The following is a 21,233-nucleotide window of genomic DNA, read 5'->3' as shown; positions in this document are numbered from 1 at the left end:
CCTACCGGGACGCCGGGGACGTGCGGCAGGATCCTTGGATGGAGCCTGTACGTGATCTCTCCGAGCTGCCGAAAGCCCACCTGCACCTGCACTTCACCGGCTCGATGCGGCCGGGCACCGTCCTGGAACTGGCCGACAAGTACGGCGTACGTCTGCCCGAGACCCTGACGGACGCGCTGACCAGCGGGGAACCGCCCAGGCTGCGGGCCACGGACGAGCGGGGCTGGTTCCGCTTCCAGCGGCTCTACGACGCGGCCCGTTCCTGCCTGCGCGAACCGGACGACATCCGGCGGCTGGTCCGGGAGGCCGCCGAGGAGGACCTGAAGGACGGCTCGCACTGGCTGGAGATCCAGGTCGACCCGACGTCGTACGCACCCCGCCTGGGCGGTCTGATCCCGGCTCTGGAGATCATCCTGGACGCGGTGGAGACGACGTCCCGGGAGACCGGCCTCGGCATGCGCGTGCTGGTCGCCGCGAACCGCATGAAGCACCCCCTGGACGCGCGCACGCTGGCCCGGCTCGCGGTGCGGTACGCCGACCGGGGCGTGGTCGGCTTCGGGCTGTCCAACGACGAGCGGCGGGGCATGGCCCGGGACTTCGACCGTGCCTTCCACATCGCACGCGAGGGCGGCCTGCTGTCGGCGCCGCACGGGGGCGAGCTGACCGGCCCGGCGTCGGTGCGGGACTGCCTGGACGACCTGCACGCCTCCCGGATCGGGCACGGCGTGCGCGCGGCGGAGGACCCGCGGCTGCTGAAGCGGCTGGCCGACCGGGGCGTGACCTGCGAGGTGTGCCCGGCGTCGAACGTGGCGCTCGGCGTGTACGAGAAGCCGGAGGACGTCCCGCTGCGCACCTTCTTCGAGGCGGGTGTGCCGATGGCGCTCGGCGCCGACGACCCGCTGCTCTTCGGCTCCCGGCTGGCCGCCCAGTACGAGATCGCCCGCCACGACCACGGCTTCACGGACGCGGAACTCGCCGAGCTGGCCCGGCAGTCGGTCCGGGGGTCGGCGGCCCCGCAGGAGGTCAGGTCGCGGATGCTGGCCGGGATCGACGCGTGGCTGGCCCGCCCGGCGGCTTGACCCGGCTGCAGGGCGGATGCGGCTTGTAGCCGATCAGCACTTCGAGGGGGTGCCCGCCGCCGGGTGGCTGGACCAGCTGAGAGGAAGAGGGTGCCGGCGTGGGTGGCGTGCCGCAGCTCCTTCCGGAAGTCAGCGCGCTTGCACCGCTCCCGCCAGGCGGCGGCGTCCCGCGCGGTGCGCGCCTCGTCGGTGCGGACGGTGAGCGGGGTGCCCGTGGTGAGCTTGCGGCGCAGTGCGGGCCATCGGCTGGGGCGCAGGCCGAGCGTGTGGTGGGCGAGGACGAGGCCGACCCGCTCGCCCAGGCCCTCGTCGGGCGGGACGCCGTCGCGCAGGGGGACGTGGACGATCGTGTGCCGGGAACCGGCGGCGAAGGAGAACAGGCCGGCGAGCCGGCCCAGTCCGTCGTGGTCGCCGAGGAGCAGCCCGATGGGTTCGGGCGCCCGCAGGGAGGTGTGGCGCAGCGGCTGCCGGGGCTGGACGACCCGGTGTTCGTACGGCCCCGTCCGCGGCCTGAACTCGCGCAGTCTCAGCCTCATGGCAGCAGGGTCGCGGCCGGCCGCCGTGGTCCGCAACGGAGATTCGGGCGGGCGCCGGGCCGGTGGGCTACAGGGTCACGCCGACGGTCACCGGCTCGTTGACCAGGGTGATGCCGAAGGCCTCGCGGACTCCGGCGACGACCTCGCGGGCCAGGGCCAGCAGGTCCTCGGTGGTGGCCTCGCCCCGGTTGGTGAGGGCGAGCGTGTGCTTGGTGGAGATGCGGGCGGGCCCGGTGCCGTAGCCCTTGGTGAACCCCGCCTTGTCGATGAGCCAGGCGGCCGAGGTCTTCGTACGGCCCTCGCCCGCCGGGTAGGCGGGCGGCTCGACGCCCTCGCCCAGCCGCTCCCGCACGCGCGCGCGGAACGCGGCGAACTGCGCGTCGGTGAGGATCGGGTTGGTGAAGAAGGACCCGGCGGACCAGGTGTCGTGGTCGGCGGGGTCGAGCACCATGCCCTTTCCGGCGCGCAGCTTCAGCACGGTCTCGCGGGCGGCGGCGAGCGGCACTCGCCGCCCCGGTTCGACACCGAGCGCGCGGGCGGCCTCGGCGTACCTGACGGGCGCCGACAGCCCGCCCGCGTCCTCCAGCGCGAAGCGGACGCGCAGCACGACATGGCGGTCGGGGTCGGCCTTGAAGCGGCTGTGCCGGTACGAGAAGGCGCACTCCTCGTTCGTCAGCGTGACGGTCTCGCCGGCCCGGCGGTCGTAGGCGATCACCTCGGTGATCGTGGCCGAGACCTCCTGGCCGTAGGCGCCGACGTTCTGGATCGGGGTGGCGCCCGCGGAGCCGGGGATGCCGGCCAGGCACTCGATCCCGGCGAGCCCGGCCTCGACGGTGCGGGCGACGGCGTCCGTCCAGACCTCGCCGGCCGCCAGCTCCAGCGTGGTGCCGCGCAGCTCGACGCCGCGCGTCGCGATGCGCAGGGCGGTGCCGTCGAAGCCCTTGTCGCCGATGACCAGGTTCGACCCGCCGCCGACGACCAGCAGCGGTGTGCCGCTGCCGTCGGCCTCGCGGACGGCGTCGATCACCTCGGCGTCGGTCGAGGCGGTGACCAGCCGGGTCGCGGGCCCGCCCAGCCGGAAGGTGGTCAGTGGGGCGAGGGGGGCGTCGTGGAGTACCTGCACGGCCCCAAGACTACGAGACGGCACCGACAGCCCCGCGCCGCCGGGCGGGACCGGGCTGCACGCGCGCGTGGGGCCCCGTCGTCGAGGACGGGGCCCACGCGCGCGTGTCGTGAAGGGCGGCACCGGGTGGCCGTGCGCCGCTGTGGTCAGTGGGCGGCGCCCTGCAGCGCGGGCGCGTCCTCGCCGGCCTGGTCGCCGGTCACCGGGGCGGAACGGGAGGCGCTGCGGCGGGACGGGATCAGCAGCGCTGCGACCGCTGCCAGGGCGACCACCGCGGAGCCGGTGACGAGGGCGGGGCGCAGGCCGTCGACGAAGGCCTGGGCGGACTGGTAGCCCCCCTGTGCGGAGAAGATCGAGGACATGATCGCGATGCCGAGCGCGCCGCCCACTTCGCGCAGCGCGTTGTTGGCGCCGGAGGCGATGCCCTGTTCCTGCGGGCGGACGCTGGACATGACCAGGTTGGCGGCGGGCGCGAAGTACAGGGCCATGCCGATGCCGCTGATGATCAGGGCCGGGAGCTGGGCCGCGTAGGAGGCGTGCGCGGTGGCGACGTAGGCCATGGAGCCGAGCCCGGCGGCCTGCAGGAACAGTCCGGCGGCGACGACGGGACGGCCGCCGATGCGGTCGGAGAGCATCCCGGCGAGGGGCGCGACGATCATGGGCATGCCGGTCCAGGGCAGCATCCGGAGGCCCGCCTCGGTGGGCCCGTAGCCGAGCACGCCCTGCATGTACTGGCTGAGCAGGAAGATCGAGCCGAACATGCCGACGAACATCAGCAGGCTGGCGGCGTTGATCCCGGAGAAGGCGCGGGAGCGGAAGAGCCGCATCGGAAGCATCGGGTTCTCGGCCCGCGAGCTGTACAGGACGAAGCCCACGAGCAGGGCGCCGCCCGCGAACAGGGCGGTCAGCACCACGGTGTCGGTCCAGCCGTCGGCGGGCCCGCGGACGAGGCCGTAGACGATGCCGAAGAGCCCGCCGCTGGCCAGCAGCGTGCCGGGGAGGTCGAGCCGGGCGCCGGTGCCGTAGGACTCGGCGAGGCGGAGACGGGCGAGCGGCAGCACGGCCAGGCCGAGCGGCACGTTCAGCCAGAAGATCCAGTGCCAGGAGACGTGCTCGGTGAGGCTGCCGCCGATGAGCGGCCCGGAGGCGACGGCGAGCCCGTTGACGGCGCCCCAGATGCCGTACATGGTCCCGCGCCTGGCGGCGGGCACGGCCGCGGTGAGCAGGGTGAGGGTGAGCGGCATCATGACGGCCGCGCCGACGCCCTGGACCGCGCGGGCCGCGATCAGGGAGCCGATGCCGGGCGCCATGGCCGCGGCGGCGGAGGCGCCGGTGAAGACGGTGAGTCCGGCGATGAAGAGCCGGCGGCGGCCGAACCGGTCGCCCAGCGCGGCGCCGGTCATCAGCAATACGGCGAAGGTGAGCGTGTAGGCGCTCACGGTCCATTCGAGGTCGTCCAGCGCGCCGCCCAGGTCCTTGCGGATGGAGGGCAGGGCGGTGGTGACGACGAGGTTGTCCAGGGCCGCCATGAATCCGGCGACGCTGGTGATGACGAGGGCCCAGACGGCTCCCCCGCTCCGTGCGCTCTGCTGTGTCATCGCTCCCCCAGAGGCGATCGTTCCGCTTATTAGTTATTGCTTACTAACTTTTCCGGGCAGAAAAAGGCGCCACGCCTCCAGCCCGGGATCTACTCGGCAGCCGCGGGGCTCCACCCCGGACGGGCGATCCGGAAGCCCTCCCAGACCTGATGCCCGGGTGGGAACCCCATGGCGGCAAGGGTGTTGATGAGCATCCCGTACGCCAGGAAGCTCGTCGTCCGGTCCACGTCGGCGCCCAGCGGCAGATGGACGGTGTCCCACAGCCGCATCCAGCCCCTGCGCACCATCTCCCCGAACTCGCCGTCCCCCGCCGCCTCGGCGGACGCGACCGCGAGATAGGTCTGCAGCTGCATCCGGAGCCGCTCGGGCTCCTCCGAGATCAGCAGTGAGTACGCCGCCGCCATGGCCCGCAGGGCTTCCTCACCCTCCAGCCCGTCGGCGGCCTCCTCGAACATCCGGCACATGTCGTCCATGCAGCGTTCCGCCGCCGCCAGGAAGATGGCCTTCTTGCCCGGGAAGAGCCGGAAGAGGTAGGGCTGCGAGACACCCACACGCCTGGCGATCGCCTCGGTGGAGGTGCCGTGGTAGCCGCTCTGCGCGAACTCGGCGATCGCCGCGCGAACGACGCTCTCGCGCCTGTCCTCCGCACTCATCCTGGCCATGCGTATAAGTTAGTGCTCAATCACTAACTACGTCAAGGGGGGGCCGCCGGCACTCGCGCGAGGGGCGCCGCACCGTGGTGTGCGCCCCTCACGCGGGTCTGCCGTCAGGCCAGCCGTACGACCGCCCGGGACATGCCGAGCACCTTCTGACCGTCGCTCGTCGCCGTCAGGTCCACGCGCACCGTGTTGTCGTCGAGCTTGGCCGCGACCTTGCCGCTGACCTGGATCTCGGCGCCCTTGTCGTCGTTGGGCACGACGACCGGCTTGGTGAAGCGGACGCCGTACTCCACGACCGCCCCCGGGTCGCCGGTCCAGTCGGTGACGACGCGGATCGCCTCGGCCATGGTGAACATGCCGTGCGCGATGACGTCCGGCAGGCCCACCTCCTTGGCGAACTTCTCGTTCCAGTGGATGGGGTTGAAGTCCCCGGAGGCGCCCGCGTACCGCACGAGGGTGGCGCGGGTCACGGGGAAGGCCTGGGCCGGCAGCTCGGTGCCGACCTCGACGTCGTCGTACGCGATCTTCGCGGTCATCGGTCGCTCACGCCTCCTCGGCCGCGCGGGCCACGAGCTTGGTCCAGGCGGTCACCACGTGCTCGCCCGCCTCGTCGTGCACCTCACCGCGGATGTCCAGGATGTCGTTGCCCGCGAGGGACTTGATGCCCTCGATGGTGGAGGTCACGGTGAGCCGGTCGCCGGCGCGCACCGGGCGGGTGTAGGCGAACTTCTGGTCGCCGTGCACCACGCGGCTGTAGTCGAGACCGAGCTGCGGGTCCTCGACGACCTGCCCGGCGGCCCGGAAAGTGATGGAGAACACGAAGGTCGGCGGGGCGATCACATCGGAGTGACCGAACGCCTTGGCGGCCTCCGGGTCCGTGTACACCGGGTTGGCGTCGCCGATCGCCTCGGCGAACTCGCGGATCTTCTCCCGGCCCACCTCGTAGGGCGCGGTGGGCGGATAGCTCCGCCCCACGAAGGACTGGTCGAGCGCCATGGCCCGGCACCTCCTGGTCTCAGCGGCGTGTCTGGTCGCAGCAGCGTCTTCAGCGGCTGTGAAACGACGTGAGGCCGCCCCCCGGTCTCGCGGGGGCGGCCTCACGTACGAGCCTGATTTATCGCGTCTCGCGGTGCGCGGTGTGCGCGTTGCAACGCGGGCAGTGCTTCTTCATCTCAAGACGGTCCGGGTTGTTACGCCGGTTCTTCTTGGTGATGTAGTTCCGCTCCTTGCACTCCACGCAGGCCAGCGTGATCTTCGGGCGGACGTCGGTGGCAGCCACGTGAGTGCTCCTTGACGAACGGGTGGGTTATTCAACGCAAGAAAGAGTAGCCGATCGAAGGACCGACCCCACAATCGGCTACTGTCAGTAGCGGTGACCGGACTTGAACCGGTGACACAGCGATTATGAGCCGCTTGCTCTACCGACTGAGCTACACCGCTTTGATGAGATCGGCCCCGCCTCGCGGCGGGAACCTCTCACACCAGAGCCCCAATACGGAATCGAACCGTAGACCTTCTCCTTACCATGGAGACGCTCTGCCGACTGAGCTATTGGGGCGAGCGATGAAGACATTACACGGTCCGCCGCCGTTCACCCAAATCCGTATTCAGGGGGCCGGCGCCCGCCCCGTGGACAGCGCTGCGGGCCCCGCTCCCAGCCGCCTGCCGAGCCCCGGAGGACACCTCCACGCGCGCGTGGACGCGGGTCATGCGGGCAGGCAGCGCGCGTACCGCACCGGGCGGACCACGCCGGTACGACTATTGCGCTCCTCCGCGCCCCGCACGGCTCGCCGCCCTAGGCTCGTGTCACTCTGCGTGATCTTGAGTCCGTCGTGATCACACGCCGCTCACGCGGCCCGTCCCGAACCCCGGCCCGACCCCTGGAGTCCGATGCCCGACAGCCAGCCGCAGCCGCCCCCGTGGCCGTCGCACTCGTCGGGGTCCTCCGGACAGCCCGACCCGGCCCCCCTGCTGCTGTGCGGGGCCCGGCTCACCGACGGCCGTGCGGTGGACGTACGGCTCGGCGGCGGGCGCATCGAGGCGGTCGGCACGGCCGGCAGCCTGACGCCCGGGCCGGCCCGCGCGGGCGCCACGCGCGTGGACCTCAGCGGCTACCTGCTCCTGCCGGCCCCGGCCGAGCCGCACGCCCACGGCGACACCACCCTGTCCGCCGAGGACCCCGGACCGGTGTCCTACGCCCCCGAGGACGTCCAGCGCCGGGCCACCGAGGCGGCGCTGCTGCAGCTCGGCCACGGCGCGACGGCGGTGCGCGCGCACGTGCGCGTGGGCGACGTCCAGGGCCTCGGCGCGCTGGGCGCCGTGCTGCAGGCCCGGCGCTCGCTGCGAGGGCTCGCCGAGCTGACCACGGTGGCGATGCCGCGCCTGCTGACCGGAGTGGCCGGGGCGGACGGGCTGGCGATGCTGCGGGACGCGGTGAAGATGGGCGCCTCCGTCGTGGGCGGCTGCCCGGACCTGGACCCGGATCCCGCGGGGTACGTGGAGGCCGTCCTGGAGGTGGCCTCGGAGCACGGCTGCCCGGTGGACCTGCACACCGACGCCGCCGACCCGGCCCGGCTGTCCCGGCTCGCGGCCATGGCGGGCGGTCTGCGCCCCGGCGTGACGGTCGGCCCGTGCGCCGGGCTCGCGCGCCTGCCCGGCGAGTCCGCCGCCCGGCTCGCGGACCGGCTCGCGGCGGCCGGGGTGACGGTGGTGTGCCTGCCGCAGGGCGGCTGCGGCGCCGCCGACCGGCGCGGTACGGCACCGGTACGGCTGCTGCGCGCGGCCGGGGTGCGGGTGGCGGCCGGCAGCGGCGCGCTCCGGGACGTCGCCAACCCGGTCGGCCGCGGCGACCCCCTGGAGGCCGCCTACCTGCTCGCGTCCGTCCACGGGCTGCGCCCCGAGGACGCCTACGACGCGATCAGCGCCGCCGCCCGCGCGGTCCTGGGCCTGCCCGAGGTCCGCGTGGAGGCCGGCTTCCCCGCCGAGCTCCTGGCCGTGCGCGGCGACCGCCTCGCCGGCGCGCTGTCCCTCGCCTACAGCCGCATCGTGGTGCACCGGGGACGCGTGGTGGCGCGCACGAGCGCCGTCCGGGAGTACTGCAACTCGGCGGCGGCGGCCGAGCTGGGGCTTCCGCGCCAGGGGCGGGGCGAGTTGTCCTGAGAGCCGTGCGGCGGATGCGTCCCTTCGGGCGTACGGTCGGACTCATGCGCATTGTCATCGCTGGTGGTCATGGTCAGATCGCGCTGCGGCTGGAGCGGCTGCTCTCCGCGCGCGGGGACGAGGTCGCGGGGATCATCCGCAATGCCGAGCAGGGCGACGATCTGCGTGAGGCCGGCGCCGAACCGGTCCTGCTCGACCTGGAGTCCGCCTCGGTGGAGGAGGTCGCGGCGCATCTGCAGGGCGCCGACGCGGCCGTCTTCGCGGCGGGCGCGGGGCCGGGCAGCGGTACGGCGCGCAAGGACACGGTGGACAAGGGCGCGGCGGTGCTGTTCGCGGAGGCGGCCGTGCGCGCGGGGGTACGCCGTTTCGTGGTCGTCTCCTCGATGGGCGCGGATCCCGCGCACCCGGGCGACGAGGTGTTCGACGTGTACCTGCGCGCCAAGGGCGAGGCCGACGCCTACGTCACCCGGCAGGAGGGCCTCGACTGGACGATCCTGCGCCCCGGTTCGCTCACGAACGACGAGGGCACGGGCCTGGTCCGCCTGGAGGCCCACACCGGGCGCGGCGCGATCCCGCGGGCCGACGTGGCGGCCGTGCTGGCGGAACTGGTGGACACCCCGGCGACGGCCGGGCTGACGCTGGAGCTGATCAGCGGCTCCACGCCGGTGTCGGTGGCGGTGAAGTCGGTGGCGGGGAACTGAGCTTCTCAGAAGAGCGGCAGCTGCCCGGGGAAGTCCGGCACGACGTACCCGTCCAACGCCGGCTGCACCGCCGCGAGTTGCGCCGGCTGCCGTGACCCGGCGCAGGAGACGAGCCCGCCGCTCTCCCGTGCCCCCGGCGGATCGTGCCGGGCGAACCGCCCGGCGACCACCGCGATCTCACGCCGGCACACAGGACACCTTCTACGACGAGACCCCATGCGGCCAGTGTGCCCCGACCCGCCCCTCACCGACGGCCACGACGGAACGCCCTTCGACTGGGGCGGGCGACATGGCACCGACGTTGCACGTTCACCACAGTCCGTGAATCTGCCGGTTCCGCCTACGCAGGTTCGCATGGATCTCCGCCGGCACGCTCGACGGCCTTGCCGAAGTGGGCCCGACGCCATACGGGGCCGTGATCACTCGCGCCGAAGCAACTCCCGGCCAAAGTGCCTACGCCGACCGCCTGGACACCTACATCGTCCGCGTGGTCAGGCAGAAGGGATGACCGGCCGGATCCGTGAGCACCCTCCACCTGTCGCCACCCGGTTGATGCTCGGGCTTGGCCGCGCCCAACTCCAACAACAGAGCCTCGGCCTCGTCGAGGTCGTCGACTGCGAAGTCGAGGTGGATCTGCTGCGGCACGGTCCGATCAGGCCAGCGCGGAACCTGATGGTCGTCGACCCGTTGGAAACCGATGAAGAGCCCGTTTGCGCCATTGAGTCCAGCGAAGTCACCGTTGGACTCCGGGTGGGGCTCAAGCCCGGTGGCCTGCCGATAGAACGCGGCCAGCGCCTGAGGGTCAGGGCAGTCGAGTGTTATCGCCGTCAGCTTCATCTGCGGTGGCATCGGCACACCATAGCGAGACTGCCGATCTTGTGATCAGGGCCACGCCACCGTGCGCCTCGAGTGCCAGAACGAGCGGGGAGCAGCGGGGGACGGCGGAGAGAGGGGGCAGCCGACAAAGAGATCGGCCCCTGACCAAACGCGCTGGTCAGGGGCCGATACTACCCAGTGTGGCGGCGCCAGGATTCGAACCTGGGAAGGCTGAGCCGGCAGATTTACAGTCTGCTCCCTTTGGCCGCTCGGGCACACCGCCGGGTTGTGCTGCCGCTCGCACCCGCTTTCGCCGGTGCTCCGTGGCAACGACGTAAACAATACCCGATGCCGAGGGGTGCTTCGCCACCCGATTGATCTCCACCTCCCGGGGCGCGGGGTGGCTAGGCTGGTGCGGATGCGGCCCGGCACCACGCCGGGCGCGGCCGCCGCCGCCTCGCACGTCGGCACCCAGCCGATACGCACCCGTTTCGCACCCCGATACAAGGAGCCACAGGACATGGCCGACTCCAGTTTCGACATCGTCTCGAAGGTCGAGCGGCAGGAGGTCGACAACGCCCTCAACCAGGCCGCCAAGGAGATTTCGCAGCGCTACGACTTCAAGGGCGTGGGTGCCTCGATCTCGTGGTCCGGTGACAAGATCCTCATGGAGGCGAACTCCGAGGACCGGGTGAAGGCTGTCCTCGACGTCTTCCAGTCCAAGCTGATCAAGCGCGGCATCTCGCTCAAGGCGCTGGACGCGGGCGAGCCGCAGCTGTCCGGCAAGGAGTACAAGATCTTCGCGTCGATCGAGGAGGGCATCTCCCAGGAGAACGCGAAGAAGGTGGCGAAGATCATCCGTGACGAGGGCCCCAAGGGCGTGAAGGCCCAGGTCCAGGGCGACGAGCTGCGGGTGAGCTCCAAGAGCCGCGACGACCTGCAGGCCGTGATCGCCCTGCTCAAGGGCAAGGACTTCGACTTCGCGCTGCAGTTCGTGAACTACCGGTAGGACACCGGTAGGACATCAGCAGGACACCGGCAGGGCTTTCCCGGGACGGCACCGGGAGCAGTCGCGCAGGAAGGGTGGGACCCGGGTCCGGGTGCCCACCCTTCGGCGCTCTCGCGGTCGTACCGCTGCCCGCTCAGTCGCGCGAGTTGCCGAACAGGACGCGGTAGACGATCAGCAGGACGAGCGAGCCGCCGATCGCGGCGGCCCAGGTCGCACCGTCGTAGAAGTGCTTGCTGACGGGGTGGTCCAGCCAGCGGGCCGAGATCCAGCCGCCGATGAAGGCTCCCGCGATGCCGATGAGGGTCGTTCCGATGAAGCCGCCCGGGTCCCGGCCCGGCAGCAGGAACTTGGCGATGGCTCCGGCCAGAAGCCCCAGGATGATCCAACCGATGATGCTCATGCCCTGAACCTGCCCTTCCGCGCTGTGTCCGCACTGTCCGACCCTTGAGAGTTCGGTGAGGACCGGCTGTCCGCCGCGCGTCTTCGTGCCATGTTGATGAAGAGGACGCCTCCGGTCCACCGCGCGGTTGCGCTGCTCAGTAGGGTGCGGCGCATGACACCCACCGGCGCCGGCCTGCGGCGCACCCTCGGCCTACGGGACGCCGTGGTCGTCGGCCTCGGCTCGATGGTCGGGGCCGGTGTCTTCTCCGCCCTGGGGCCGGCCGCCCGCGCCGCCGGGCCGGGGCTGCTGGTCGGCCTGGCCGTCGCCGCCGTGGTGGCCTACTGCAACGCGCTGTCCTCGGCCCGGCTCGCCGCGCGCTACCCCGCGTCGGGCGGGACGTACGTGTACGGCAGGGAGCGGCTGGGCCCGTTCTGGGGGTATCTCGCCGGCTGGGCGTTCGTGGTCGGAAAGACGGCCTCCTGCGCGGCCATGGCGCTGACCGTCGGGTCGTACGTGTGGCCGGGGCGGGAGCACGCGGTGGCGGTGGCGGCCGTGGTCGTGCTGACCGCCGTGAACTACGGCGGCATCCAGAAGTCGGCGTGGCTGACCCGGGTGATCGTGGCCGTGGTCCTGGCCGTCCTCGCGACCGTGGTGGTCGTGTGCCTGGCCTCCGGGCGGGCCGGTGCAGGGCGGCTGGACATCGGGCTGTCCTCGGGGGCGGGCGGGGTGCTGCAGGCGGCCGGTCTGCTGTTCTTCGCGTTCGCCGGGTACGCGCGGATCGCGACCCTCGGCGAGGAGGTACGGGACCCCGCGCGCACCATCCCCCGCGCCATTCCGCTCGCTCTCGGCATCGCCCTCGTCGTCTACGTCGCGGTGGCGGTGGCCGCTCTCGGCGTCCTCGGCGCGGGCCGGCTGGGGCACGCGGCGGCTCCGCTGGCCGACGCGGTGCGGGCGGCCGGGGCGCCGGGGCTCGTGCCCGTGGTGCGGGTCGGCGCCGCGGTGGCCGCGCTGGGGTCGCTGCTGGCGCTGATCCTCGGTGTGTCCCGGACGACGCTCGCCATGGCTCGCGACCGCCATCTGCCCGGGGCGCTGGCCGCCGTGCACCCGCGGTTCCAGGTGCCGCACCGGGCGGAGCTGGCGGTGGGCGCGGTGGTCGCCGTGCTGGCCGCGACCGTGGATCTGCGCGGTGCGATCGGCTTCTCCTCCTTCGGCGTCCTGGCCTACTACGCCGTGGCCAACGCCTCCGCCTGGACCCTGAACCCCGCCCCGCGCGCCCGTGCCGTACCGGCCGTCGGGCTGCTGGGCTGCACCGTCCTGGCCTTCGCGCTCCCGGCGCTCTCGGTCGCCACGGGCGCGGCCGTTCTGGCGCTCGGGGTGGCGGCCCATGGCGTACGGCGCCGGTGGGCGGGCCGTAACGCCGCGTGAGCCCCGGGACCGCTCGCGGGCCCGCCCGGTCAGCCCTCGACCAGGTGCTCCTCCGCGGAGGCGGGGGGCTGTGCCGTGCCGGCCGGGGTGGCCGGGAGCCGGACGGCGCACAGCAGCAGTCCGGGTACGACCGTGATGACCGCCATGACCAGCACCGTCGTCGTGTAGCGGTGGGCGGCGAGGAGCGGCCCGGCGACCAGGGAGCCGAGAGGGATGGCGCCCAGCATCAGGGTCCGCATCAGGGTCATGGTGCGGGCGAGGAGTTCCGGGGGCGTCCGGGCGTAGCGGACCACCTGGGAGGAGACGGTGGCGAGGGCGCTGCCGGCGCCGAACACCACCTGGCCGGCGAGGACGGCGGGCAGATGTCCGCCCAGGAGGAGCAGGAGGCCGGTGCCGGCGAGGAGCTGGCAGGCGCCGATGCGCAGCATCGGGCGGGTCGCCGCGTCGAGGGTGCCGCCCGCGAACGAGCCGAGCAGCTCGGCCGCGGCGAGGCCGGCCACCAGCAGGCCGAGGACGCCCGCGCCGTCCCGGAGCCGCTCGTGGGCCAGCCACGGCTGGACCACCATGAGCATGCCGGCGGCGGTGTTGAGGGCGCTGAAGGCGACGGTGATGACGAGCAGTGCCCGGTCCCGCAGCACCAGCCGGACGACCGGCCCCCAGCTGCTGCGGGACGCGTCGGCACGGGCGCCGGCCGTGCCGGACGGCCGGGGCAGCCGGTGGTCCATCCGCAGCACGAACAGCGGGAAGACCAGGAAGGTCGCCGCGTCCAGGACGAGCACGGCCTGGGCACCGAACAGCGGGATCAGCGCGCCGCCGATCGCCGGTCCGACGAGAGCGGCCACGCCCTGGGCGATCGTCTCCAGGGCGGTGCCCGCGGCCAGCCGGTCCTGGGGGACGAGCTCGGGGACGACCGCCGGGGTGATGGCGATCGGCAGGATCTTGAAGAAGCCGCAGACGGCGGCCGCCGCGTAGAGCTGCCACAGGTGGAAGAGCCCGGCGAGCGCGAGCAGCGGAACGGCTGCCATGGCGCCGCCCCGGCACAGCGAGTCCACGATCAGCAGCATGCGGCGGGAGCAGCGGTCGACGACCACGCCGCCGAGCACTCCGCCGACCAGAATGGGCGCCGTGTAGCACAGGCCGAGCAAGGAGAGCGAGGCCGCTCCGCCGTGCGTGACGGCGAGCCAGGCCATCGCGGTCCAGCTCGCTCCGTCGCCGAGCAGGCTCAGCGTGGAGCCGGTCCACAGCCGCCGGAAGTCGGCGATCCGCAGCACGTCGAGGTACTTCCGCATGGCCCTCCTCAGGACGGCGGGCCCACGGGGGCACCGCCTCCCTGGGCCGCTTCGTCCGCAGACAGTACGAAGAATCTATCCTGCGTTCCGTCAACTCCCCGTCGTGGGCTCGGAGTTGACGATGAGTTCCCGTACGGTGCGGCCGGTGCGGGTGCGCAGCGCGACGCGGGGGCGGGGCCCGTCGAGGAGCTGCAGAGTCCGCTCCTGGCTCCAGCCGGCGAAGCGGAACTCCTGGTCCGCGATGTGGACGAGGGGGAAGGCCTGGCCGGGGGCGACCCGCAGCTCCACGCCGCCGGGCGTGACGGCGATCTCGGCCGGGACGCGTTCCGGGGTGTCCGGGAACTCCCCCTCCTCCTCCCAGTCGGCGAAGGGCGGCGGCACCTCGAAGCGGCACGCCAGCCGGCGGGCATCGCCGGTGAACGGGGTCTCCGGGCGGTTGAACAGCACCTCGCCGTGGGCGAGGTAGGCCTGCCACTCGGCGGGGAACACGGCGGCCAGTTCCGGCACCGTCAGACAGTCGACGACCATGTGGACGCGTGACTGCGAGCCCGTGTTCTCCACCTTGTGCATCCGGGAGAAGTCGCCGAACCAGAACTCCCCGGGCTGCCACCGGTGCGTCACCCCGTCCAGCACCAAGGTGGCCTCGTCATGGGTGGTGAGGGGCACGTGCAGGCGGGCCACGCCCCACGCCGGGCCGTACTTGGTGTCGTTGTGCACGTCGCTCACGGCGCCCGGGCCGAGGGCCATCAGCCGGACCGCGCGCAACGGAGCGGGAACCGCCGCGAGCACCTCACGCAGATAAGGGGTCCGGGCCAGCCATTCCGTCTCGGCGCACTCCTGGCTTCCGGGGCCGCCCGGGTCGGTGCGGGAGGGGTCGCCGCCGGGACTGCGCAGCGGCAGGATGCGCCAGTCGACCTCGGCCTGCGCGCCCACCCCGTCCCCGAAGTAGCGCTGCAGCTTCCACTGGTGGGTGCGGACGGCGTCGAGGTCGGCCAGGAGCCGGTCGGGGTCGAAGTCGGCCGCCAGCCGTGCGGCCTCTGCGGGCATCGTGGGGGCGGCGCTGTCGGTCACGGTCATGCGGTGTCTCCGGATCGGTGCGGGTGGCGGGCGGGCCGGACGTGCTTGCGGGCGAACTCGACGGTGGCGGCGATCTGCCGGATGCGTTCGTCGGCGACCAGGGAGCCGTGCCCGGCGTCGTAGCGGTAGACCTCGTGCTCGAGTCCGAGAGCGGCGATGCGCGCGACGTAGGTGTCGATCTGCCGGATCGGGCAACGGGGATCGTTCTCCCCGGCGATGATCAGCAGGGGTGCGGTGACCCGGTCGGCGTAGGTGAGCGGGGAGGAGGCGCGGTACCGCTCCGGGACCTCCTCGGGCGAGCCGCCGAACAGGGAGCGGTCGTACGCGCGCAGCTCCTCCATCTCGTCCTCGTAGGCCGTCGCGTAGTCGGCCACCGGCATGGCGGCGACACCGACGGCCCAGTGACCGGGGCGGGTGCCGAGGCCGAGCAGCGTCAGGTAGCCGCCCCAGGAGCGGCCGGTCAGCACCAGGCGGCGGGGGTCGGCGAGGCCGGACTCCACGGCCCAGGCACGCACGGCGTCGATGTCCTCCAGCTCGGTCAGTCCCGGGCGTCCCTCGATGGCGTCCCGCCACTGGGCGCCGTAGCCCGTGGAGCCGCGGTAGTTGACCTGCACCACCGCGAAGCCGTGGTCGACCCAGGCGGCGACGGAGGGGTCGAAGATGTCGGCGTCGAAGCCGATGGGGCCGCCGTGCACCTCGAAGACGACGGCGCCCGGGGCGGACCAGCCGGGCGGCCGGGACACCAGGGCGTGCACCGGGCCGCCGGGCCCCTCCACCCAGACGTCCTGCACCGGGACGGAAGGCGGGCAGGGCGGTCCGGGCGGGGTCAGGAGGACGCCGGTCGCCGTGGAGCGCACCACGGGAGGCTGCGCCGCCGACGACCAGGCGTACTCCACGGAGCCGTCGGGGCGCACGGTGGCGGCGTCGGCGATCCGGTCCAGGGGGACGCCGATCGAGCCGGGCGGTGTGGGGATCCGGGTCAGCTCTCCCGACCGCAGGTCGTAGCGGTACAGCTCGTCACGCGCGTGCCGGGTGTGCGAGACGAGCAGCGCGGAGCCGTCCGGATACCAGTCGGCGGCCGTTTCCCCCGGCAGGCCGAGCACGATCTCCCGGCTCTCTCCGGTGCGCACGTCCCAGAGCAGGGGCTCGGTCCGGCCGCGGCGCTCGTGCTCCACCAGGAGGCGGCCGTCCCCGGCGGCGGGTGCGAACGCGCAGGCGGTGAGTCCGCGGCCGGGACCGTCCCAGAGGTCGGCGACCGTGCTCCCGTCGGTGCGCAGTACGCGCAGGGCGGGGTGGCGGCTGTCGCCGTGCTCGCCGTGGGCGACGGCGATCAGCGTGCCGTCGCGCGACAGTGCGGCCACCCGGGCGTCCCCCGGATACGCGCAGACGGACACCGGATCGGCGCCGGGGCGGCAGAGGTGGACCGAGGTGCCGTCGTCGGTGGTACGGCCGACCACGGCGAGCCCGTCGGAGCCGAGGGCGAGGCCGGCGGGATAGGCCGGGCCCAGGGGGGTGGCGGGCTCGTCGGGGCCGCCGTCGAAGGGCCGGCGCATCCACACCCCGAACTCGCCGCCGTCACGGTCGGCGAACCACCAGATCCAGGCGCCCTCGGGGTCGACCGCGCCCGTCCAGGTGCCGTGCGGGCGGCTGGTGACCTGGCGGTGCGTGCCGGCGGCCCGGTCCCAGGCGTACAGCTCCCAGGTGCCGGAGGCGTTGGACCGGTACAGGCAGCGGTCCGGGGCGTCGCGAGCCCACCGGGGCAGGGTGACGCGGGGCGCACGCACCCGGGCCTGCCAGCGCTGCGCGCCGGGATCCGCCGTCGTGGGCGGGGTGCCGGTCACCGGATGACTTCCGCCGGGAGTTCGGCGAGCGTACGGACGGTCGCCAGGCGCTTGTGCACGGCGGGCCCGGTCAGCCGGATTTCCATGCCCCGTTCGGCGAGTACGGTCAGCAGTTCCCGCAGCAGCAGGTGGGCGAGCATGGATCCGGTGCAGGCGTGGGCGCCGTATCCGAACGAAAGGTGGTGATGGGACTTTCGGTTGAAGTCCAGGCGGTCCGGATCACTGAATTGCGCCGGGTCCCGGTTCGCCGCGGCGAAAAGCATCAGCATTCCCTGACCGCGGCGCACGGGGACGCCGGAGAATTCGGTGTCGGTAACCGCGAGCCGGGTCGTGCCCTGAATCGGCGCCTCGAACCGGAAGAATTCGTGCGGCGCCCTTTCCAGGACCTCCGGGCTGTCGAACAGTTCTTTCGGCGGTGCGTCCAGCCGGGCGAGGGCGTTCAGCGCGTTCCCGAGCGAGGCGGGAACCGCGGTGAAGCCGTTGACGACCAGGGTGCGCAGCGAGTTCATCGTGAGCCCGTGCGCGACGCCCGCCGCGTCGGCCCGGTCGACGAGGTCCCGGATCGGTGCGCCGGGCGCCATGCCGGCGACCCAGCCGTCGATGAGGGCGGCCAGTCTGCGCTGGGCGGCGACGCCGGGCTCGCGGGTCTCGGGCACCAGCCCGGAGTCCATGGCGCGGGTGATGGCCTCGGCGATGGGGCGGATCTCGGTGAGGTCGAACTGCGGCAGGCCGACGGCCTCGGGGATGAACCAGCGGGCGAGCGGCTCGGTGAACCCGGTGATCAGGTCCACCGGGCCGGGCGGCAGCGCGTCGAGGCGGTCGGAGATGTGGGTCCTGACCCGGGCCGCCAGGGCGGGGGACGTCATGTCGCGCAGGGCGTCGGCGAGCACGCCGTAGATCGCCGTGTGCTCGGGCGGATCGACCGTGTGCACGTCCAGGGCGGGCTCCGGCACGGTCTCGCCGGCCCGCCGCCAGTCCGCGGCGAAACGCTCGTGGTCGAGGAGCACCTGGCGGCAGTCGGCGTAGGAGGTGAGGACCCAGCTGTCCAGCCGTTCGCTCCACAGCGGGGTGCCGGCCGCCCGCAGCTGCGCGTACACCCGGTAGGGATCGTCCAGGGTGGCCGGGTCGAGGGGGTTGTACTCCGTGGTCGGCTCAGGCATGGACGGCGCTCCCAGCGGGTCGGAGGGTGACGGGCAGTGTGTCGGGGTAGCGAAGGGTGGCCCGCAGGGCGCGGGTCGGCGCGGCGGCCGGCCGCATCGGTGCGGGCGCCTTGAGCAGGGCGGCCACCAGGGCCCGGATGATCAGGCGGGCCAGGATCGCGCCGGAACAGGCGTGCGGGCCCCAGCCGAGCGACAGGTGCCGGTTCGGGCTCCGGTCGAGGACCAGCGCATCCGGGTCCACGAAGCGCTCGGGGTCACGGTTGGCGGCGGCGAACAGCGCCAGTACGACCTGGCCGCGCTCGATCACGACCCCGCCGATCTCGGTACGGGTCACGCAGGCGCGGCTCGTGCCCTGCACCGGGCCGTCGTAGCGCAGCAGTTCGTCCACCCCGGTCGCGAGGAGCGCGGGGTCCCGCATGCGTTCGAGCGCCTCGGGGTGCTCCAGCAGGGCGAGGACGGCGTTGGCCGCGGCGCCCACGGTGGTGCTGAACCCGGCGAGGAACAGGACCCGGACGCTGTTCCACACCGCCTCCTCGGACACCCCGGCCGCTCCGGCGCCCGCCAGGACCTCGCGCAGCAGGCCGGGCCGGGGCGCCTCGTGGTGCCAGGAGGCGATCAGCTCGTTGATCTGCCGGCGGGCGGCGAGGGCCGGCTCGAGCACCTCGGGGAGGAGACCGGCGTCCATACCGCGCACCAGTGCGTCGGACAGGGCCGCGAACGACGAGACGGGCGGCTCGTCGACGCCGATCAGACGGCAGACCGCGGACAGCGCGACCGGGCGCGCCACCTCCGCGGTGAAGTCGAACGAGGGCCGGCCGGCGCATCGTTCGAGTGCGGTGATCGCCTCGGCGGCCGCGCGCTCGCCGAGGGCGTCGAGGTCCTGGTCACGGAACGCCGTGGTGAACAGGCGACGCAGCGGGGTGTGGTCGGGCGGGTCGAGCTCCTGCATGCTGGCGACGGCGGCGGGGCCCTGGTCGTGCCCGGCGCGACGCCAGTCGGCGGCGAACCGTTCGGTGTCGCCGAGCACCCGGTGGCAGTCGGCGTAGCGGGTCAGCACCCAGGAGTCCAGCCGCTCGCTGAAGAAGACGGGCGTGCTCTCCCGGAGCCGGCGGTACACCGGGTGGGGGTCGGCGACAGTCGCCGGGTCGAGAGGGTTGTATCCGTCCATGCCGTGGCCCCATGAATTCGTTTGACATACCAGGTGGGTATTGCGTGTCTCCGGCACTCGGCAGAGCAGCGGCCCGGATCTGGAAAAGACCCGGGCCGCCCGCAGCTCTTATCAGTAGGCGTAGCGCATGGCGGCACCTCCAGACGAATTCTGGTTCACACCGGGACCCGCCGAGCAGCGAGCCGAAGTGAATGTAAGTAGCCGACATGACCCCGTCAACGGCAGTCGATGATTTTCAGCAGGCTCCGGATCGACCCGTTTGTCCCGTTGCCCTCGGCGACCCGACGGTCCATTCCCCCTCGAATTCCGCTGAGCGGGGAATGTGGCCGAAAAAGGCGGCGCGTGAACGTTTAACCAACTGCCGGCGGCTGAAGCGGCCCGGCCGGTACGGCCCCCTGCTCCTGGCGGCGGGACGTGCACTCTCGGCAGTGGCAGTGCGGGAGGGGCTCCTGTGCATGGTGAGGCGTAGCGGGGTCCACGGACTCGAGAGGCGTCCGCAGTCAAGGGCGCGGAGTAGCCGCTTCGGCACCCGCCCCGCACACGCTCTGTGCCGATTTCCGCCTGCCGTGCCCACGCGGAGCGGCCGCCTCGGCGGCATTCGTGCCGGATGCCCCGGTTCCAGCAGGTCCGGCGGGGAGCCGGAACGCGCACAGGCGTGTTGCCTGCTGAGCGGTCGTGTCCGAAATTGGGCTGCCGAGGAGGATACCGATCGGGTCCGGGGGTGCCGCGTTCTGCCCGCCCTGCGGGACCGGCTGATACTGGTGGCAGCAGGGCATGCCGACGGAGCGACCTGGAAAGGTACCGATCATGAAGGTGTTCAACCTGCTGCTCAACGTGCTGTGGCTCGTCTTCTGCGGCTTCTGGATGGCGATCGGTTACCTGATCGCCGCGGTGATCTGCTTCGTCCTGATCATCACCATTCCGTTCGGCATCGCGTCGCTGCGCATCGCCGGGTTCGTGCTGTGGCCGTTCGGCCGGACCACCGTGGACCGGCCGGACGCCGGGGCGGGGTCGTTCCTCGGCAACGTGATCTGGGTGATCTTCGCGGGCTGGTGGCTGGCGCTGGCCCACCTCGTGACGAGCATCCCGCTGTTCCTGTCGGTCATCGGCATCCCGTTCGGGTGGGCCAACCTGAAGCTCATCCCCATCTCGCTCATGCCGCTCGGCCGCGAGGTCGTCCCCTCGGACCAGGGCTTCGGAGCGCGCTGACCCTCCGGCCGCGGTGCGCGCTCCTCATCGCGCCGGCGCCGTCCGGCGCTCGGGCCGGCTGACCGGGCCGGCCTCAACGGGGAGGCAGGGGGCGGTTTCAGCGGGGAGGCAGGGGGCGGTTTCAGCAGGGCCGCTTCAGCGGTTGCGTCCCGCCATCTCTTCGAGCCGGGCGATGCGGTCCGCCATGGGCGGGTGCGTGGAGAACATCTTGGACAGGCCCTGGCCGGCGCGGAACGGGTTCGCGATCATCATGTGGCTCGCGGTCTCGATCCGGGGCTCCGGGGGCAGCGGAAGCTGCTGGGTACCCGTCTCCAGCTTGCGCAGGGCGCCGGCGAGGGCGAGGGGGTCCCCGGTGAGCTGGGCGCCGGAGGCGTCCGCCTCGTACTCGCGGGAGCGGCTGATGGCCAGCTGGACGAGGCCGGCGGCGAGCGGGCCCAGGATCATGATCAGCAGCATGCCGAGCAGGCCGGGACCGTCGTCGTCGTCCGAACGGCCGACCGGGATGAGCCAGGCGAAGTTGACCAGGAACATGATCACCGAGGCGAGGGCGCCGGCCACCGAGGAGATGAGGATGTCGCGGTTGTAGACATGGCTCAGCTCGTGGCCGATGACACCGCGCAGCTCGCGCTCGTCGAGCAGGCGCAGGATGCCCTCCGTGCAGCACACGGCCGCGTTGCGCGGGTTGCGGCCGGTGGCGAAGGCGTTGGGCGCCTCCGTCGGGGAGATGTACAGGCGGGGCATGGGCTGGCGGGCCTGCGTGGACAGCTCACGCACCATCCGGTACAGCGCGGGGGCCTCGAACTCGCTCACCGGGCGGGCCCGCATCGCGCGCAGGGCCAGCTTGTCGCTGTTCCAGTACGCGTACGCGTTCGTGCCCAGCGCCACCACCACGGCCACGAACAGCCCGGTACGGCCGAAGAAGCTGCCGATGACGATGATGAGTGCGGACAGCCCCCCGAGGAGTACTGCGGTCCTCAGCCCGTTGTGCCGGCGGTGCACGGT

The 21,233-nt window shown here is 72.8% G+C and carries 21 protein-coding genes and 3 tRNA genes; 6 read left to right on the top strand and 18 right to left on the bottom strand.

The genetic code is table 11. The annotated features are described in order from the left end of the window. Nucleotides 1-38: 38 nt before the first annotated feature. Complete coding sequence (locus ACZ404_RS21180; RefSeq protein WP_468442096.1) at nucleotides 39-1,079, top strand: adenosine deaminase; 1,041 nt, start codon at nucleotides 39-41, stop codon at nucleotides 1,077-1,079. A 603-nt stretch (nucleotides 1,080-1,682) separates the two neighbouring features. Here ACZ404_RS21180 and ACZ404_RS21175 read toward each other — a convergent pair. The 8 genes from ACZ404_RS21175 to ACZ404_RS21140 all read right to left on the bottom strand — a co-directional run bounded on the left by ACZ404_RS21175 (nucleotide 1,683) and on the right by ACZ404_RS21140 (nucleotide 6,553). Further along, entirely contained in the window at nucleotides 1,683-2,738 is a 1,056-nt protein-coding gene (locus ACZ404_RS21175) for a UDP-N-acetylmuramate dehydrogenase (RefSeq protein WP_468442094.1), read from the bottom strand. 146 nt (nucleotides 2,739-2,884) lie between these two features. Beyond that, nucleotides 2,885-4,336 carry a DHA2 family efflux MFS transporter permease subunit gene (locus tag ACZ404_RS21170; RefSeq protein WP_468442092.1) on the bottom strand — a complete coding sequence of 484 codons (1,452 nt, stop codon included), beginning with the start codon at nucleotides 4,334-4,336 and terminating at the stop codon, nucleotides 2,885-2,887. A gap of 89 nt (nucleotides 4,337-4,425) precedes the next feature. After that, the gene (locus ACZ404_RS21165) at nucleotides 4,426-4,998 is read right to left on the bottom strand and encodes a TetR/AcrR family transcriptional regulator (protein ID WP_468442090.1); all 573 of its coding nucleotides are present in this window, start codon (nucleotides 4,996-4,998) and stop codon (nucleotides 4,426-4,428) included. 104 nt (nucleotides 4,999-5,102) lie between these two features. Next, a complete protein-coding gene (locus tag ACZ404_RS21160) occupies nucleotides 5,103-5,531 on the bottom strand; it encodes a MaoC family dehydratase (RefSeq protein WP_468442088.1) in 429 nt (142 codons plus the stop codon). 7 nt (nucleotides 5,532-5,538) lie between these two features. After that, the gene (locus tag ACZ404_RS21155) at nucleotides 5,539-5,991 is read right to left on the bottom strand and encodes an FAS1-like dehydratase domain-containing protein (RefSeq protein ID WP_468442086.1); all 453 of its coding nucleotides are present in this window, start codon (nucleotides 5,989-5,991) and stop codon (nucleotides 5,539-5,541) included. Nucleotides 5,992-6,109: 118 nt separating this feature from the next. Beyond that, nucleotides 6,110-6,274, bottom strand: coding sequence for a 50S ribosomal protein L33 (gene rpmG, locus ACZ404_RS21150; protein WP_003948671.1), 165 nt, complete (start codon nucleotides 6,272-6,274; stop codon nucleotides 6,110-6,112). 88 nt (nucleotides 6,275-6,362) lie between these two features. After that, nucleotides 6,363-6,435, bottom strand: a tRNA-Met gene (locus ACZ404_RS21145). A gap of 45 nt (nucleotides 6,436-6,480) precedes the next feature. Next, nucleotides 6,481-6,553: transfer RNA gene (locus tag ACZ404_RS21140), tRNA-Thr, on the bottom strand. A gap of 332 nt (nucleotides 6,554-6,885) precedes the next feature. On the opposite strand from ACZ404_RS21140, the gene ACZ404_RS21135 reads away from it, so the two are divergent. Beyond that, complete coding sequence (locus tag ACZ404_RS21135; protein WP_468442084.1) at nucleotides 6,886-8,154, top strand: amidohydrolase family protein; 1,269 nt, start codon at nucleotides 6,886-6,888, stop codon at nucleotides 8,152-8,154. 44 nt (nucleotides 8,155-8,198) lie between these two features. Next, on the top strand, nucleotides 8,199-8,855 hold the full coding sequence (locus ACZ404_RS21130; protein WP_468442082.1) for an SDR family oxidoreductase: 657 nt from the start codon (nucleotides 8,199-8,201) through the stop codon (nucleotides 8,853-8,855). A 5-nt stretch (nucleotides 8,856-8,860) separates the two neighbouring features. On the opposite strand, the gene ACZ404_RS21125 is transcribed toward ACZ404_RS21130, so the two are convergent. The 3 genes from ACZ404_RS21125 to ACZ404_RS21115 all read right to left on the bottom strand — a co-directional run bounded on the left by ACZ404_RS21125 (nucleotide 8,861) and on the right by ACZ404_RS21115 (nucleotide 9,954). Further along, the gene (locus ACZ404_RS21125) at nucleotides 8,861-9,073 is read right to left on the bottom strand and encodes a hypothetical protein (protein WP_468442080.1); all 213 of its coding nucleotides are present in this window, start codon (nucleotides 9,071-9,073) and stop codon (nucleotides 8,861-8,863) included. A 256-nt stretch (nucleotides 9,074-9,329) separates the two neighbouring features. Next, nucleotides 9,330-9,704 (bottom strand): VOC family protein, encoded by a 375-nt coding sequence (locus ACZ404_RS21120; RefSeq protein ID WP_468442078.1) that lies wholly within the window; start codon nucleotides 9,702-9,704, stop codon nucleotides 9,330-9,332. Nucleotides 9,705-9,872: 168 nt separating this feature from the next. After that, a tRNA-Tyr gene (locus ACZ404_RS21115) sits at nucleotides 9,873-9,954 on the bottom strand. Nucleotides 9,955-10,191: 237 nt separating this feature from the next. Between ACZ404_RS21115 and ACZ404_RS21110 the strand changes: the two genes are divergently transcribed. Further along, nucleotides 10,192-10,680, top strand: coding sequence for a YajQ family cyclic di-GMP-binding protein (locus ACZ404_RS21110; RefSeq protein ID WP_019756392.1), 489 nt, complete (start codon nucleotides 10,192-10,194; stop codon nucleotides 10,678-10,680). Between the two features lie 133 nt (nucleotides 10,681-10,813). Here ACZ404_RS21110 and ACZ404_RS21105 read toward each other — a convergent pair whose 3' ends face one another. Continuing rightward, a complete protein-coding gene (locus ACZ404_RS21105) occupies nucleotides 10,814-11,080 on the bottom strand; it encodes a GlsB/YeaQ/YmgE family stress response membrane protein (protein ID WP_468442075.1) in 267 nt (88 codons plus the stop codon). A gap of 153 nt (nucleotides 11,081-11,233) precedes the next feature. Between ACZ404_RS21105 and ACZ404_RS21100 the strand changes: the two genes are divergently transcribed. Continuing rightward, nucleotides 11,234-12,487, top strand: a complete 1,254-nt coding sequence (locus ACZ404_RS21100) for an APC family permease (protein ID WP_468442073.1) — start codon at nucleotides 11,234-11,236, stop codon at nucleotides 12,485-12,487. A 29-nt stretch (nucleotides 12,488-12,516) separates the two neighbouring features. On the opposite strand, the gene ACZ404_RS21095 is transcribed toward ACZ404_RS21100, so the two are convergent. The 5 genes from ACZ404_RS21095 to ACZ404_RS21075 form a co-directional block, all read right to left on the bottom strand. Next, nucleotides 12,517-13,776, bottom strand: a complete 1,260-nt coding sequence (locus ACZ404_RS21095; RefSeq protein ID WP_468442071.1) for an MFS transporter — start codon at nucleotides 13,774-13,776, stop codon at nucleotides 12,517-12,519. Nucleotides 13,777-13,866: 90 nt separating this feature from the next. Beyond that, nucleotides 13,867-14,853 (bottom strand): aspartyl/asparaginyl beta-hydroxylase domain-containing protein, encoded by a 987-nt coding sequence (locus ACZ404_RS21090; protein ID WP_468442069.1) that lies wholly within the window; start codon nucleotides 14,851-14,853, stop codon nucleotides 13,867-13,869. Next, complete coding sequence (locus tag ACZ404_RS21085) at nucleotides 14,850-16,694, bottom strand: S9 family peptidase (protein ID WP_468442067.1); 1,845 nt, start codon at nucleotides 16,692-16,694, stop codon at nucleotides 14,850-14,852. Before ACZ404_RS21085 ends, ACZ404_RS21090 begins: the two co-directional genes overlap by 4 nt. Then, a complete protein-coding gene (locus ACZ404_RS21080) occupies nucleotides 16,691-17,854 on the bottom strand; it encodes a cytochrome P450 (RefSeq protein ID WP_468442065.1) in 1,164 nt (387 codons plus the stop codon). The genes ACZ404_RS21085 and ACZ404_RS21080 overlap by 4 nt, the downstream gene beginning before the upstream one ends. After that, nucleotides 17,847-19,022, bottom strand: a complete 1,176-nt coding sequence (locus tag ACZ404_RS21075) for a cytochrome P450 (protein ID WP_468442063.1) — start codon at nucleotides 19,020-19,022, stop codon at nucleotides 17,847-17,849. The genes ACZ404_RS21080 and ACZ404_RS21075 overlap by 8 nt, the downstream gene beginning before the upstream one ends. An 807-nt stretch (nucleotides 19,023-19,829) precedes the next feature. Between ACZ404_RS21075 and ACZ404_RS21070 the strand changes: the two genes are divergently transcribed. After that, a complete protein-coding gene (locus ACZ404_RS21070; RefSeq protein ID WP_468442061.1) occupies nucleotides 19,830-20,231 on the top strand; it encodes a YccF domain-containing protein in 402 nt (133 codons plus the stop codon). A gap of 135 nt (nucleotides 20,232-20,366) precedes the next feature. Here ACZ404_RS21070 and htpX read toward each other — a convergent pair whose 3' ends face one another. Further along, nucleotides 20,367-21,230, bottom strand: coding sequence for a zinc metalloprotease HtpX (gene htpX, locus ACZ404_RS21065; protein ID WP_468442059.1), 864 nt, complete (start codon nucleotides 21,228-21,230; stop codon nucleotides 20,367-20,369). Between the last annotated feature and the right edge of the window lie 3 nt (nucleotides 21,231-21,233).

The organism is Streptomyces sp. NPDC030798 (genome assembly GCF_055572275.1).
The sequence above is the reverse complement of the archived record's forward strand: the minus strand, read 5'-3'. Positions and strand labels throughout refer to the sequence as shown.

Bases quoted from the DNA above. Each gene is read 5' to 3' on its own strand.
- ACZ404_RS21130 (WP_468442082.1), top strand. From the start codon at position 8,199: ATGCGCATTGTCATCGCTGGTGGTCATGGTCAGATCGCGCTGCGGCTG.
- ACZ404_RS21080 (WP_468442065.1), bottom strand. From the start codon at position 17,854: ATGCCTGAGCCGACCACGGAGTACAACCCCCTCGACCCGGCCACCCTG.
- ACZ404_RS21125 (WP_468442080.1), bottom strand. From the start codon at position 9,073: ATGGGGTCTCGTCGTAGAAGGTGTCCTGTGTGCCGGCGTGAGATCGCG.
- ACZ404_RS21120 (WP_468442078.1), bottom strand. From the start codon at position 9,704: ATGCCACCGCAGATGAAGCTGACGGCGATAACACTCGACTGCCCTGAC.
- ACZ404_RS21070 (WP_468442061.1), top strand. From the start codon at position 19,830: ATGAAGGTGTTCAACCTGCTGCTCAACGTGCTGTGGCTCGTCTTCTGC.
- ACZ404_RS21180 (WP_468442096.1), top strand. From the start codon at position 39: ATGGAGCCTGTACGTGATCTCTCCGAGCTGCCGAAAGCCCACCTGCAC.
- ACZ404_RS21135 (WP_468442084.1), top strand. From the start codon at position 6,886: ATGCCCGACAGCCAGCCGCAGCCGCCCCCGTGGCCGTCGCACTCGTCG.
- ACZ404_RS21075 (WP_468442063.1), bottom strand. From the start codon at position 19,022: ATGGACGGATACAACCCTCTCGACCCGGCGACTGTCGCCGACCCCCAC.
- ACZ404_RS21110 (WP_019756392.1), top strand. From the start codon at position 10,192: ATGGCCGACTCCAGTTTCGACATCGTCTCGAAGGTCGAGCGGCAGGAG.
- ACZ404_RS21170 (WP_468442092.1), bottom strand. From the start codon at position 4,336: ATGACACAGCAGAGCGCACGGAGCGGGGGAGCCGTCTGGGCCCTCGTC.
- ACZ404_RS21165 (WP_468442090.1), bottom strand. From the start codon at position 4,998: ATGGCCAGGATGAGTGCGGAGGACAGGCGCGAGAGCGTCGTTCGCGCG.
- ACZ404_RS21095 (WP_468442071.1), bottom strand. From the start codon at position 13,776: ATGCGGAAGTACCTCGACGTGCTGCGGATCGCCGACTTCCGGCGGCTG.
- ACZ404_RS21090 (WP_468442069.1), bottom strand. From the start codon at position 14,853: ATGACCGTGACCGACAGCGCCGCCCCCACGATGCCCGCAGAGGCCGCA.
- ACZ404_RS21160 (WP_468442088.1), bottom strand. From the start codon at position 5,531: ATGACCGCGAAGATCGCGTACGACGACGTCGAGGTCGGCACCGAGCTG.
- ACZ404_RS21100 (WP_468442073.1), top strand. From the start codon at position 11,234: ATGACACCCACCGGCGCCGGCCTGCGGCGCACCCTCGGCCTACGGGAC.
- ACZ404_RS21155 (WP_468442086.1), bottom strand. From the start codon at position 5,991: ATGGCGCTCGACCAGTCCTTCGTGGGGCGGAGCTATCCGCCCACCGCG.
- ACZ404_RS21105 (WP_468442075.1), bottom strand. From the start codon at position 11,080: ATGAGCATCATCGGTTGGATCATCCTGGGGCTTCTGGCCGGAGCCATC.